Source organism: Pseudomonas sp. LPB4.O, from assembly GCF_038383825.1.
Classification (GTDB): domain Bacteria; phylum Pseudomonadota; class Gammaproteobacteria; order Pseudomonadales; family Pseudomonadaceae; genus Aquipseudomonas; species Aquipseudomonas putida.
The window spans coordinates 4,806,601-4,819,938 of the sequence record NZ_CP151298.1 but is presented as its reverse complement, the minus strand read 5'-3'; the positions used below and the strand labels follow the sequence as shown (position 1 = coordinate 4,819,938).

Genomic DNA, 13,338 nt, shown 5'->3' with positions numbered 1-13,338 from the left:
GCGTGCATCCGTTCACGAAATGGCTGTGTTCTTCTACGGGGGGAGAGTGTAGCGCTAACCTATATGTTGTGCCAGTTTAAATTTAAGGCACATCATATAGTGTTTTTGAGGGGATTTTGTTGTGTGCCCGGCCTCATCGCCGGCAAGCCAGCTCCCACAGGCACCGCGCCTGGCTGCAGGGCGATGCAATACCTGTGGGAGTTGGCTTGCCGGCGATGAGGCCGGGGCACACAACACTAGCAGCGGTGGCTGCGCAGCGTTTCGACGATATGCGTCTTGGGTTGTTTGCGTGCTACTTCTACCGAGGTAAAACGGCCGGTTTCAGCATTACGACCAATCTTGCGAGTTGCCACTTTTTTCCGGGCCATGGGCTTGCGTCCTGTTTTGAGAGGTCCTGTTCTTTTACCGAGCCGCGCGAGCGGTGGGCAAAGGGCAGGGTTTCTCTGAGGCACGGATACAAAAATGCCGCGCGGGGCACCCGTAGGCACCCCGCGCGGCATTCAGGCCTTACTGGCAGGCTTCGCAGTCAGGCTCGTCGATCGCGCAGGCCTTCGGCACTGGCGCTGGGCCGGCTGCCTGGACCGGGGCGCTGTCGCCACCGCTGGAAACGGCGTTGAGCTTGCCGGTGTTGATGGTCGACTTCTCGGTGCTGGTCGCAGCCAGGGCACGGAGGTAGTAGGTGGTTTTCAGGCCACGGTACCAGGCCATGCGGTAGGTCACGTCCAGCTTCTTGCCCGATGCACCCGCGATGTACAGGTTCAGCGACTGAGCCTGGTCGATCCACTTCTGGCGACGGGAGGCAGCGTCGACAATCCACTTGGTCTCGACTTCGAACGCGGTGGCGTACAGGTCTTTCAGCTCTTGCGGGATACGCTCGATCTGCTGCACCGAACCGTCGTAGTACTTCAGGTCGTTGATCATGACCGAGTCCCACAGGCCGCGGGCCTTCAGGTCACGGACCAGGTACGGGTTGATCACGGTGAACTCGCCCGACAGGTTCGATTTCACGTACAGGTTCTGGTAGGTCGGCTCGATCGACTGCGACACGCCGGTGATGTTGGCGATGGTCGCGGTTGGCGCGATGGCCATGATGTTCGAGTTACGAATACCTTTTTGTACGCGAGCACGCACCGGCGCCCAGTCCAGGGTCTCGTTCAGGTCGACGTCGATGTACTTCTGGCCACGGGCCTCGATCAGGATCTGTTGCGAATCCAGCGGCAGGATGCCTTTGGACCACAGCGAACCCTGGAAGGTCTCGTAGGCGCCACGCTCGTCGGCCAGGTCGCAGGACGCCTGGATCGCGAAGTAGCTGACCGCTTCCATCGACTTGTCGGCGAACTCGACGGCAGCGTCGGAGCCGTAGGCGATGTGCTGCAGGTACAGTGCGTCCTGGAAGCCCATGATGCCCAGGCCGACCGGGCGGTGCTTGAGGTTCGAGTTACGCGCTTGCGGCACCGAGTAGTAGTTGATGTCGATCACGTTGTCGAGCATGCGCACGGCGGTGTTCACGGTGCGTTGCAGCTTAACGGTGTCCAGCTTGCCGTCGACGATGTGGTTCGGCAGGTTGATCGAGCCCAGGTTGCAGACCGCGATCTCGTCCTTGTTGGTGTTCAAGGTGATCTCGGTGCACAGGTTCGAGCTGTGAACCACGCCTACGTGCTGCTGCGGCGAACGCAGGTTGCACGGGTCCTTGAAGGTCAGCCACGGGTGGCCGGTCTCGAACAGCATCGACAGCATCTTGCGCCACAGGTCTTTGGCCTGGATGGTCTTGAACACCTTGATCTTGTTGTACTCGGTCAGGGCTTCGTAGTACTCGTAGCGCTCTTCGAAGGCCTTGCCGGTCAGGTCGTGCAGGTCTGGCACTTCCGAAGGCGAGAACAGGGTCCATTTGCCGTCATCGAAGACACGCTTCATGAACAGGTCAGGGATCCAGTTGGCGGTGTTCATGTCGTGGGTACGACGACGGTCATCACCGGTGTTCTTGCGCAGCTCGATGAACTCTTCGATGTCCAGGTGCCAGGTTTCCAGGTAGGCACACACGGCGCCCTTGCGCTTGCCACCCTGGTTGACGGCAACGGCGGTGTCGTTGACCACTTTCAGGAACGGTACGACGCCCTGGGACTTGCCGTTGGTGCCCTTGATGTAGGAGCCCAGTGCACGCACAGGGGTCCAGTCGTTGCCCAGGCCACCGGCGAATTTCGACAGCATGGCGTTGTCGTGGATCGCGTGGTAGATGCCCGACAGGTCGTCCGGCACGGTGGTCAGGTAGCAGCTGGACAGCTGCGGGCGCAGGGTACCGGCGTTGAACAGGGTCGGGGTCGAGGCCATGTAGTCGAAGGACGACAACAGGTTGTAGAACTCGATCGCACGGGCTTCCTTGTCTTTCTCTTCCAGCGCCAGGCCCATGGCCACACGCATGAAGAACACCTGAGGCAGCTCGAAGCGCACGCCATCCTTGTGGATGAAGTAACGGTCGTACAGGGTTTGCAGGCCCAGGTAGGTGAACTGCTGGTCGCGCTCGTGGTTGATCGCCTTGCCCAGTTTTTCCAGGTCGAAGTCAGCCAGGGCCGGGTTCAGCAGCTCGAACTCGATACCTTTGGCGATGTAGGCCGGCAGGGCATTGGCGTACAGGTCAGCCATCTCGTGGTGGGTGGCGCTGTCGGCTACATTCAGGAAGCCAAGGCCTTCGGCGCGCAGGGTGTCCATCAGCAGGCGGGCGGTAACGAACGAGTAGTTCGGCTCGCGCTCTACCAGGGTACGGGCGGTCATCACCAGGGCGGTGTTGACGTCCTTGATGGCTACACCGTCGTACAGGTTCTTCAGGGTTTCGCGCTGGATCAGGTCGCCATCGACTTCGGCCAGGCCTTCGCAGGCTTCGCTGATGATGGTGTTCAGGCGGGCCATGTCGAGCGGCGCCAGGCTGCCGTCGGCCAGGGTGATGCGGATGCTCGGGTGCGGCTCGACCACGGCGTCGGTGTTGGCGCGGGTGGCACGCTCCTTGGCGCGCTGGTCGCGGTAGATCACGTAGTCGCGGGCAACTTTCTGCTCGCCTGCGCGCATCAGGGCCAGTTCTACCTGGTCCTGGATTTCTTCGATGTGGATGGTGCCACCCGATGGCATGCGACGTTTGAACGTGGCGGTCACCTGTTCTGTCAGGCGCGCGACGGTGTCGTGGATGCGCGACGAAGCGGCCGCGGTGCCGCCTTCAACTGCAAGGAACGCCTTGGTGATGGCAACGGTGATCTTGTCGTCGGTGTAGGGGACGACAGTGCCGTTACGCTTGATCACGCGCAGTTGGCCAGGGGCAGTGGCGGCCAGATCCTGGTTGGAATCGGCGGCCTGCGGCACCTTGGCCTGCGGGTTCTCGCGAGTTGTGTCGGTTTGCATGGGTGGGTGTCTCCACAGTTTCTATATTGTTCAGGCGCCTTTTGGGCGCCCACCGTTCCGTCCAGTTGCTCGATGGCCCGGCGGGGATGCGCAATGCATACGCATCCGCCCGCACGGGCGTACCGACTTCGGGACAGACTCAGGAATAAGGGGCAATGGCTTGCCGCTCCCTGGCCGAAGTCAAAGGTTTTGGGCGGGGCCCAAAAACTGTTGCTGATGGATGCCAGGCCAGGCCTGCAACACCCATACCCGAACAAGGCCTTGGAAGGGCTTGCCTCGGTCGCCTCCGCAGGAGCGGTTTGGCTGCTGAAATCACCTGAAGTTCAGCTCGGAAAATCGCTTGATTTTGCGGGTTGACTTTTGTGTGTGATTTTGCACGAACCCCTATATGTAGTGGTTCGCTGCGTTCGGGATACAAGATAATGCGGTATTGGGGGCTTTGCAAGGCGAGCGCCTGTGGATAACGTGTGCGTACTTTGTGAGTGAATGGTGGGTATTCGCTGTAGGCCTTGTGCCAAGTGGTTTGCAGTATTTTTCTGCGCCTTGCTGCCCCATGGCAGTTTTTTTCGGGCGCGAACCCTATCACAAAAAACGGTTCAGTCGAGCCCGCTGCGGGCGGTTTGGCAATGCCGGGCGTGGGGCTTAGTATCCAGGGGGGATGTTGCCTTTTGGTGAAAGGGTTATGTTGCCTGTACCGGCCCCACAGAAGAGCGCCGTCTCCTGTAGGAGCAGCCTTGTGCTGCGAAGAGGCCGGTACCGGTAATAAAAAAACAACAAGCAAAGGCAGAGGCCATGGACCACCCCGCACCCCGCATCCTCATCGTCGAAGACGACCAGCGCCTGGCCGAGCTCACCGCCGAGTACCTGCAGGCCAACGGCTTCGAGGTCGCGGTGGAGGGCGATGGCGCCCGCGCCGCCCGGCGCATCGTCGACAGCCAGCCCGATCTGGTCATCCTCGACCTCATGCTGCCTGGCGAGGACGGCCTGAGCATCTGCCGCCGGGTGCGCAGCCAGTACCCCGGGCCGATCCTCATGCTCACCGCACGCAGCGACGAACTCGACCAGGTCCAGGGCCTGGACCTGGGTGCCGACGACTACGTCTGCAAACCGGTACGCCCACGCCTGCTGCTGGCGCGTATCCAGGCCCTGCTGCGCCGCAGCGAAGCCGTGGACAGCAAGCGCCAGGACCTGGTCTTTGGCGCGCTGCGTATCGACAACCGCCTGCGCGAGGCGCGCCTGGGCGACCAGCTGATCGAGCTGACCGGTGCCGAATTCGACCTGCTCTGGCTGCTGGCCAGCAACGCCGGCCGGGTACTGACCCGCGAACAGATCTTCACCGCGCTGCGTGGCGTGGGCTACGACGGCCAAGACCGTTCCATCGACATACGCATCTCCAAAATCCGCCCCAAGATCGGCGATGACCCGCTTCAGCCACGGCTGATCAAGACCCTGCGCAGCAAGGGCTACCTGTTTGTCGGCGAAGCGCCATGAACAACTCGATCTTTCTGCGCATCTACGGCGGCATGCTGGCGGTGCTGGTGCTGGTGGCCCTGCTCGGCGTGCTCAGCCTGCACCTGGCCAACGAAGTGCGCGCCGCTCAGCACCGGGAGGGCCTGGCCCAAGGCACCTTCAGCCTGATGGCTGACAACCTGGCCCAGCAGAATGCAACCGAACGCAAGCGCTCGCTGCTGATCTGGGAGCGACTGCTCGGTGTGCCGCTGGCGCTGCAACCGATGACTGCGCGCAGCCTTGACGGCGGCCAGCGGGCGCGCCTGTACCGCGGCCTGGTGGTGGTCGAAAAGACCGGCCCACATGCGGCGCAAGTGCTGCGCAAGGTGGGCCAGGAAGACCTGATGCTGGTGGCGCAGATCAAACAGATAAGCGAGCAACTGGCGCGGGCCACGCTGTATCTGTTGGCCGATGAACTGGTTCGCTACCCTATAACCGAGCAGCAGCAGCGACTGGCACAGATCAAGCAGGAAAAGGGCTTCGGTTTTGGCGTCGCCTTGCAGCGCATCGAGCGGGTTAGCCTGGACGATGATCAGCGGCGCCGGGTCGAGGAGGGCGACACCGTCATGGCGCTGGGCAAGGATGGCGACTCGATTCGTGTGTTTGCCGGGCTGGCAGGCTCGCCCTGGGTGCTGGAGATTGGCCCGCTGTACCAGCTCAACCCGTATCCGCCGCAGTTGCTGATCCTGATTACTTTTCTCGGCCTGTGCCTGATCGGCCTGGTGGTCTACCTGCTGGTGCGCCAGCTGGAGCGCCGCGTGTCGGGCCTGGAGATTGCCGCCACACGCATCGCCCAGGGCAGCCTGGACACCCGCGTGCCCGCAGGCGACGCCGACTCGGTAGGGCGCCTGGCCGCCGCCTTCAACGGCATGGCCGAGCACCTGCAGCGCTCGCTGAGCATGCAGCGCGAGCTGGTGCGGGCGGTGTCCCACGAGTTGCGTACGCCGGTTGCGCGCCTGCGCTTTGGCCTGGAGATGATCGAAAGTGCCACCACCGAACAGGCACGCGCCAAGCATCTGGCCGGCATGGACGGGGATATCCAGGACCTCGACAAGCTGGTCGACGAAATGCTGACCTACGCCCGGCTGGAGCAAGGCGCGCCGGCCTTGAAGTTCCAGCGGGTCGACCTGGATGCCTTGCTCGCGCGGGTGATCGAAGAGCTGGCCCCGTTGCGTGCCGAGGTGCGGGTCGTGCGCGGCGACTGCCAGGGCGCGGATGCCGAAGGCGCCTGGGTCGAGGCCGAGCCGCGGTACTTGCACCGGGCACTGCAGAACCTGGTCGGCAACGCCATGCGCCATGCCGGATCTGAGGTGCGCGTGAGTTACCAGTTGGGGCAGCAGCGGTGCCGCATTGATGTCGAAGATGACGGCCCGGGGATCCCCGAGGGCTTCTGGGACCGTATCTTCACCCCGTTCACCCGCCTGGACGACAGCCGCACCCGTGCTTCGGGTGGGCACGGCCTGGGCCTGTCGATCGTGCGGCGAATCATCTACTGGCACACGGGCCGGGCGACGGTGGGGCGTAGCGAAGCGTTGGGTGGTGCCTGCTTCAGCCTGAACTGGCCACGCCAGCAAGCGCCACAGTAAAGGTCAGACGCTGACCAGGCTGAGCAGGTGGCCGTCCTGCAGGCAGAACTGGCCTTGCAACTCGGCGCCTTGGCGCCACTGCGGCGACAGGTCGGTGAGCAGGCGCAGGCGGGCCAGCCCTTCGGTGGACCAGTCCAGCACTTCGGCGTGTTCGAAATAGAAGCGCTGGCGGGTCAGCGGGTAGAGGGTCTTGAACAGGCTTTCCTTCAGCGAGAAGGTCAAGGTGACCGTCAGGCCGAGTTGACGGCGGTCCAGGCGTTCGAGCTCGGGCGGGGTGAGGATTTCGGCCATCAGCCGTTCGGCGCGTTCGTCATCCAGCAAGGCTTCCTGATCCAGGCCCAGGCCCTGGCAACTGCCCTCGGCGGCGACTACGGCGGCGGCCCAGCCTTTGCCGTGGGTGATCGAGCCGCGAACGCCCGCCGGCCAGATCGGCGAGCGGTCCTCATGGGTGCCGGGCACGTAGTCGCGACCGTCCAGGCGCTGCAGCGCCGCGCGCGCGCATACGCGACCGGCCAGGTACTCAGCCTGGCGCTTGGCCACCGAGCGCTGCAGGCTTGCGCTGGGCACGAGGCCGGCGCGCTGGAAGTCGTCGGATGCCAGGCGGGCAGGGTCGAAGGCGCAACTGACCAGCACCGCGCCGGGCAGCGGGCGAGGCAAGGGCCAGTGGTGCTGGAGCGGGGCGCAGCAGGCTGGGAGAGTGTTCATGGCGCTATTGTGCCAGCCGCAGCGGCGGTGTGGGAGGTGGGATTGCTGGGGCTGCAACGCAGCCCCGACAATCCTTATTTGAACACCTTCTTGAAGAACGCCTGCATATCCGCCCAGGAGCTCTCGTCCGCTGCCTTGTTGTAGCCAATGTCCGGTCCACCATGTTCGCCATGGCTCAGTCGGTCTGCATCTGGGTTGGTAAACCCATGCTTGGCACCGTCAATGCTGACGAACTGGTAGTTGACCTTGGCCGCATCCATTTCCGCCTTGAACGCCTCCACCTGCTGCTGGGTGACCATGCTGTCCGCAGCGCCATGTTCAACCAGGATGTCCGCCCGCACGACGCCAGGCTTGGCCGGCGTCTGGGTGGCCAGCGCGCCATGGAAGCTCACCACGCCGTCCAGTTTCTCCCCCCTGCGTGCGGCATCGAGCACCACCTTGCCGCCAAAGCAGTAGCCCACAGCACCCAGTTGGTGCTTGTTGACGTTCGGCTGCTTTTTCAACAGCTCCAGGCCCGCGTCGAAGCGTGCTGCTGCCGCGGCCGGGTCCTTCATCGCTTCGGCCATGAATGCCTGGGCCTCCTGCGGATGCTCGGTGTGCTGGCCATCGCCGTACATGTCGATGGCCAGCGCTTTATAGCCCAGGGCCGCGAGGTCTCGTGCACGGCGCTTGGCATAGTCGTTCAGGCCCCACCATTCATGCACCACGACGATGCCTGGGCGTTTGTCGTCCAGCGCATCGTCATAGGCGTAGTAGCCGACCAGGCGGTTGCCGTCGGCGTCCTGGTAGGGAATTTCACGGGTCATTACCGCCGCTTGGGCGAGGGCGGCGCTGCACATCAGGGTCAGGGCCAGCAGGGCACGCATCTTTACTACTCCTTGTCTTGCAGACAGTTCGTTCAGCCGAGGTTCAGCCAGGGTTCAGTCGCGGTTCAGGGTGCCCTCCTTACTCTAGCTTCCAGACCGAAACAGCGCACCCAACTGGAGTAACCAGCCATGAAAACCTTCAACACCCTGCTTGCCGCCATGGCCGTCTGTGCCGCTGGCATCACCACTGCCCAGGCCGCCGACGACAACTTCGCCAGCCTCACCTACGGCCAGACCAGCGACAAGGTTCGCAAGTCCGGCCTGCTGCAGCGCAACACCGACCAGCTCAACGCCGATGGCATCATCGGCAAGGACGACACCTGGGGTGTACGTGTGGGCAAGATCAACGATCAGGGCCGCTACTACATGACCTACGACAACGTCTCGGGTGACCACAGTGGCCTGAAGTTGCGCCAGGAAAACCTGCTGGGCAGCTACGACCTGTTCCTGCCGGTGGGCGATACCACCAAACTGTTCGGCGGTGGCAGCCTGGGCATGACCAAGCTCACCCAGGACTCGCCAGGCGCCAGCCGGGATACCGACTACGGTTATGCCTACGGCCTGCAGGCCGGTGTGATCCAGGACATCACCGACAAGGCTTCGGTGGAGCTGGGCTACCGTTACCTGCGCACCAATGCCGCGACCGAAGTGGGTGCGCATGGCGGGCCGAAGGACGGCACCCTGCGTCTGACCAGCAGCGCGCAGACATACCTGGCTGCTTCCTACAAGTTCTGACGGGCGAGCCGCGTTATCCTGTACCGGCCTCTTCGCAGCACAAGGCTGCTCCTACAGGAATACCACCCCCTGTAGGAGCAGCCTTGTGCTGCGAAGAGGCCGGTACAGGCAATACACATTAAGGAGCTGCACATGAAACTGCTGGTGGTCGAGGACGAAGCCCTGCTTCGCCATCACCTCTACACCCGCCTGGGCGAAAGCGGCCATGTGGTCGAGGCGGTCGCCGATGCCGAGGAGGCGCTGTACCAAGCCGGGCAGTACCACTTCGACCTGGCCATCATCGACCTGGGCCTGCCTGGTATCAGTGGCCTGGAACTGATCACGCGCCTGCGCAGCCAGGACAAGACTTTCCCCATTCTCATCCTCACCGCCCGCGGCAACTGGCAGGACAAGGTCGAGGGCCTGGCCGCCGGTGCCGACGACTATCTGGTCAAACCGTTCCAGTTCGAAGAGCTCGAAGCGCGGCTGAATGCCCTGTTGCGCCGCTCCAGCGGCTTCACCCAGTCGACCATCGCCGCAGGCCCCTTGGTACTCGACCTCAACCGCAAGCAGGCCACCCTCGACGACCGGCCCCTGGCGCTGACCGCCTACGAGTACCGCATTCTCGAATACCTCATGCGCCATCATCAGCAGGTGGTGGCCAAGGATCGCCTGATGGAGCAGCTGTACCCAGGCGACGAGGAGCGCGACCCCAATGTCATCGAAGTACTGGTCGGCCGCCTGCGCCGCAAGCTTGAGGGCGAGCACGGCTTCAAACCCATCGACACCGTGCGCGGCCTGGGCTACCTGTTCACCGAGCGCTGCCGATGATCCGCTCGCTGCGGATACGCCTGATGCTGGCCGCCGCAGTACTGGCCTTGCTGTTCATGCTGGCGCTGCTACCGGCCTTGCAGAAGGCCTTCAGCCTGGCGCTGCAGGAGTCGATCGAGCAGCGCCTGGCTTCGGATGTGACCACGCTGATTTCCGCCGCGCGCATCGAGCATGGTCAGTTGCAGATGCCGGCCCTGCTGCCGGACGAGCGCTATAACCTGCCGTACACGGGCCTGCTCGGTTATATCTTCGACCGCGACGGCAACCTGGTCTGGCAGTCGCGGGCCACCGCCGACCGGCACATCAACTACCGCCCGCGCTACGACGGGCGTGGCAATGAGTTCGCCCGCATTCATCAAGCAGATGGCGAAGAGTTCTTTGTCTACGACGTCGAGGTAAAGCTACTGGGGGGCCAGAGTGCCGCCTACAGCATTGTCGCCCTGCAGCCGGTGAGCGAGTACACGGCCACCCTCAATGGCCTGCGCGAGAAGCTCTACCTGGGCTTCGGTGCTGCCTTGCTGGCGCTGATGGTGCTGCTATGGGCTGGCCTGACCTGGGGCCTGCGCTCGTTGCGCCGGCTTAGCCATGAGCTGGATGAAGTGGAGTCGGGCGCGCGCGATGGCCTGAGCGGCGAGCACCCGCGCGAGCTGCTGCGCCTGACCCGCTCGCTCAACCGCCTGTTGCGCAGTGAGCGTGAGCAGCGTACGCGCTACCGCGACTCGCTGGACGACCTGGCGCACAGCCTGAAGACGCCGCTGGCGGTGTTGCAAGGCGTGGGCGAAAGCCTGCAGCAGCGCAGCGGTGAGCGCGAGCAGGCGCGGGTGCTGCAAAGCCAGATCGAGCGCATGAGCCAGCAGATCGACTATCAGCTGCAACGCGCCAGCCTGCGCAAGAGCGGCCTGGTGCGCCACAGCGTGAGGCTACGGCCGTTGCTCGACAGCCTGTGCAGCACCTTGGCCAAGGTCTACCGGGACAAGCAGGTGAGCGTGGCACTGGAATTGCCCGATGCGGCGCAGGTGCCGATGGAGCAGGGCGCCTTGCTGGAAATGCTCGGCAACCTGCTGGAAAACGCCTACCGCCTGAGCCTTGGCCAGGTGCGGGTGAGCCTAGAGCAGGCGCCTGGGCAGTTGACCTTGTGTATCGAAGACGATGGGCCTGGGGTGCCGGCCGACCAGCGCGAGCGCATTCTGGAGCGCGGTGAGCGGCTGGACAGCCAGCACCCGGGGCAAGGCATCGGGCTGGCGGTGGTCAAGGACATTGTCGACAGCTATGACGCCGAGCTCAGCCTGGGGGATTCGCCCTTGGGTGGCGCGGCGTTCAGAATCACTTTCCATCTCGATTGATTGGCCGGCACCTCTGATTCAGGTGGGCGGATTCCCGCCATCCACCCTGTACAAAACCCGCCACCGGGCGGAAATCCGCCAGCCTTCCTCAGGCAAATTGCCCTGTCGTTGGGCATTTATCCCTAGCAAATACGGCCCTTGCACCCTTCATGGGCATTTTGGCACCACCCTTGCTATTGATCTTCGCAGAGGCCTGCCCAGGCAGCTCGAACACAACGACAAATCCCTCCAAGTGCAGGGGGGTTAGCGATTCAGGTGCCCCATCACCCTGGGAAGGGTGAACCGGCACACTTGAGGAAAATGAGCCATGACGACACGTCAGCCGCTGTACAAATCCCTGTATGTCCAGGTGATCGTTGCCATCACCATCGGCATCCTGCTCGGCCACTACTACCCGGAAACGGGCGTCGCCCTCAAACCCTTGGGTGACGGCTTCGTCAAACTGATCAAGATGGTCATTGCCCCGATCATCTTCTGCACCGTGGTCAGCGGCATCGCCGGCATGCAGAGCATGAAGTCGGTCGGCAAGACTGGCGGCTACGCGCTGCTGTACTTTGAAATCGTCTCCACCATCGCCCTGATCATCGGCCTCGTCGTCGTCAACGTGGTCAAGCCGGGCGCTGGCATGCACATCGACGTCAGCACCCTGAACGCCAGCAGCGTGGCCGCCTACGCCGCCGCCGGCGCACAGCAGACCACCGTCGGCTTCCTGCTCAATGTCATCCCTAACACGGTAGTGGGTGCCTTCGCCAACGGCGACATCCTGCAGGTGCTGATGTTCTCGGTGCTGTTCGGCTTTGCCCTGCACCGCCTGGGCAGCTACGGCAAGCCGTTGCTGGACATGATCGACCGCTTCGCCCATGTCATGTTCAACATCATCAACATGATCATGAAACTGGCCCCGATCGGTGCTTTCGGCGCCATGGCCTTCACCATCGGCCAGTACGGCGTGGGTTCGCTGGTGCAACTGGGCTACCTGATGGCGTGCTTCTACATCACCTGCCTGCTGTTCGTGCTGGTGGTGCTGGGCGGTATCTGCCGCGCCCACGGCTTCAGCGTGCTCAAGCTGATCCGCTATATCCGTGAAGAGCTGCTGATCGTGCTGGGCACTTCTTCCTCGGAATCGGCCCTGCCACGCATGCTGGCCAAGATGGAGCGCCTGGGCGCGAAGAAGTCGGTCGTCGGCCTGGTCATTCCGACCGGTTACTCGTTCAACCTGGACGGCACCTCGATCTACCTGACCATGGCTGCGGTGTTCATCGCCCAGGCCACCGACACCACCATGGACATCACCCACCAGATTACCCTGCTGCTGGTGCTGCTGGTGGCTTCCAAAGGTGCTGCCGGCGTCACCGGTTCGGGCTTCATCGTGCTGGCCGCCACCCTGTCGGCTGTTGGCCACCTGCCGGTAGCTGGCCTGGCGCTGATCCTCGGCATCGACCGCTTCATGTCTGAAGCCCGCGCACTGACCAACCTGGTGGGCAATGCCGTTGCCACCGTGGTCGTGGCCAAGTGGGTCAAGGAAATGGACAACGACAAGCTGGCCTCCGAGCTGGCCTCCGGTGGTGCACCGCTGGTCGATACCCGTCCAACTGATGACCTGGGCGTGGCCGAAGGCCCAGCGCGCTGATCGCGCGGCTGTAGTACGAAAAAGGCGACCTTCGGGTCGCCTTTTTCATGTGCGCTGTTCGCGTCGGTGCGCGGTCAGGCCAGCACCACCTCCAACACCCGGATCACCTCCGGCTGAGGGTAATGCCACCTCACCTGCACATCCCAGAACTTCACTCCGTACACACGCTCGGCCGGTGGTACCTGGTAGGCCGGGCGCGGGTCTTGCGCCAGGCATTGTTCTATCAGTTCTACCAGCGGTTCAGCCAGGCGCAGTGCATGCTCGCGGGCCTGGGGCAGGGCGTTTTCGCCCCACTGCACGGCAATCGCGGCGGGCGCTGCGTTGGCCATCTGGTTGCTGGCGTCTGTAATGCAGTCGGCGTACGGCACATACGGCTTGATGTCCAGTACCGGCGTGCCATCGAGCAGGTCGATCCCGGACAGCAACAGGCGCCCAGGCTCTACACCCTCCAGGCGCACGACCGACTGGCCGATGCCGTTTGGCCGGTGGGTGGCACGAGTGGCGAACACCCCCATGCTCTTGTTGCCGCCCAGACGCGGTGGCCGCACTTTCAGGCGCGGCTTGTCCTCGAGGGCCTGGTGAAACAGGAACAGTAGCCAGACATGGCTGACCTGCTCCAGGCCTTCGACCGCATCACCTTGGTCGAACGGCGGCAGCAGTTCGAGCACGCCCCGCGCCGCAGGCGCCAGTTGGGGCTGGCGCGGGATGGCGAATTTCTCCTTGAAGCAGGAGCGGACGATGCCGACGGGTGCAACCGTATGCTGCAT

The 13,338-nt window shown here is 63.4% G+C and carries 11 protein-coding genes; 6 read left to right on the top strand and 5 right to left on the bottom strand.

Going from position 1 to position 13,338, the window contains the following annotated elements:
- Window positions 1-236: 236 nt before the first annotated feature.
- Both MRBLPB4O_RS21795 and MRBLPB4O_RS21790 read right to left on the bottom strand, forming a co-directional pair.
- The gene (locus MRBLPB4O_RS21795) at window positions 237-368 is read right to left on the bottom strand and encodes a hypothetical protein (protein ID WP_341796567.1); all 132 of its coding nucleotides are present in this window, start codon (window positions 366-368) and stop codon (window positions 237-239) included.
- A gap of 139 nt (window positions 369-507) precedes the next feature.
- Window positions 508-3,387, bottom strand: a complete 2,880-nt coding sequence (locus tag MRBLPB4O_RS21790) for a ribonucleoside-diphosphate reductase subunit alpha (protein ID WP_341796566.1) — start codon at window positions 3,385-3,387, stop codon at window positions 508-510.
- Between the two features lie 792 nt (window positions 3,388-4,179).
- On the opposite strand from MRBLPB4O_RS21790, the gene MRBLPB4O_RS21785 reads away from it, so the two are divergent.
- Entirely contained in the window at window positions 4,180-4,878 is a 699-nt protein-coding gene (locus MRBLPB4O_RS21785; protein WP_341796565.1) for a response regulator transcription factor, read from the top strand.
- On the top strand, window positions 4,875-6,482 hold the full coding sequence (locus MRBLPB4O_RS21780; RefSeq protein WP_341796564.1) for an ATP-binding protein: 1,608 nt from the start codon (window positions 4,875-4,877) through the stop codon (window positions 6,480-6,482). Before MRBLPB4O_RS21785 ends, MRBLPB4O_RS21780 begins: the two co-directional genes overlap by 4 nt.
- Window positions 6,483-6,485: 3 nt before the next feature.
- Here MRBLPB4O_RS21780 and MRBLPB4O_RS21775 read toward each other — a convergent pair whose 3' ends face one another.
- Together MRBLPB4O_RS21775 and MRBLPB4O_RS21770 are read right to left on the bottom strand one after the other, a co-directional pair.
- Window positions 6,486-7,187 (bottom strand): 4'-phosphopantetheinyl transferase superfamily protein, encoded by a 702-nt coding sequence (locus tag MRBLPB4O_RS21775; protein ID WP_341796563.1) that lies wholly within the window; start codon window positions 7,185-7,187, stop codon window positions 6,486-6,488.
- A 74-nt stretch (window positions 7,188-7,261) separates the two neighbouring features.
- Window positions 7,262-8,053 carry a dienelactone hydrolase family protein gene (locus MRBLPB4O_RS21770; protein ID WP_341796562.1) on the bottom strand — a complete coding sequence of 264 codons (792 nt, stop codon included), beginning with the start codon at window positions 8,051-8,053 and terminating at the stop codon, window positions 7,262-7,264.
- A 129-nt stretch (window positions 8,054-8,182) separates the two neighbouring features.
- On the opposite strand from MRBLPB4O_RS21770, the gene MRBLPB4O_RS21765 reads away from it, so the two are divergent.
- The 4 genes from MRBLPB4O_RS21765 to MRBLPB4O_RS21750 all read left to right on the top strand — a co-directional run bounded on the left by MRBLPB4O_RS21765 (window position 8,183) and on the right by MRBLPB4O_RS21750 (window position 12,571).
- Window positions 8,183-8,788 (top strand): outer membrane beta-barrel protein, encoded by a 606-nt coding sequence (locus MRBLPB4O_RS21765; protein WP_016488681.1) that lies wholly within the window; start codon window positions 8,183-8,185, stop codon window positions 8,786-8,788.
- 132 nt (window positions 8,789-8,920) lie between these two features.
- A complete protein-coding gene (locus MRBLPB4O_RS21760) occupies window positions 8,921-9,598 on the top strand; it encodes a response regulator (protein WP_341796561.1) in 678 nt (225 codons plus the stop codon).
- Window positions 9,595-10,941 carry an ATP-binding protein gene (locus tag MRBLPB4O_RS21755; RefSeq protein WP_341796560.1) on the top strand — a complete coding sequence of 449 codons (1,347 nt, stop codon included), beginning with the start codon at window positions 9,595-9,597 and terminating at the stop codon, window positions 10,939-10,941. Before MRBLPB4O_RS21760 ends, MRBLPB4O_RS21755 begins: the two co-directional genes overlap by 4 nt.
- A gap of 307 nt (window positions 10,942-11,248) precedes the next feature.
- Window positions 11,249-12,571: a dicarboxylate/amino acid:cation symporter gene (locus MRBLPB4O_RS21750; protein WP_016488678.1), complete on the top strand. Its 1,323-nt coding sequence runs from the start codon at window positions 11,249-11,251 to the stop codon at window positions 12,569-12,571.
- Between the two features lie 74 nt (window positions 12,572-12,645).
- Here the strand turns inward: MRBLPB4O_RS21750 and tsaA are convergent, their stop codons facing one another.
- Window positions 12,646-13,338, bottom strand: a complete 693-nt coding sequence (gene tsaA / locus MRBLPB4O_RS21745) for a tRNA (N6-threonylcarbamoyladenosine(37)-N6)-methyltransferase TrmO (RefSeq protein ID WP_059394717.1) — start codon at window positions 13,336-13,338, stop codon at window positions 12,646-12,648.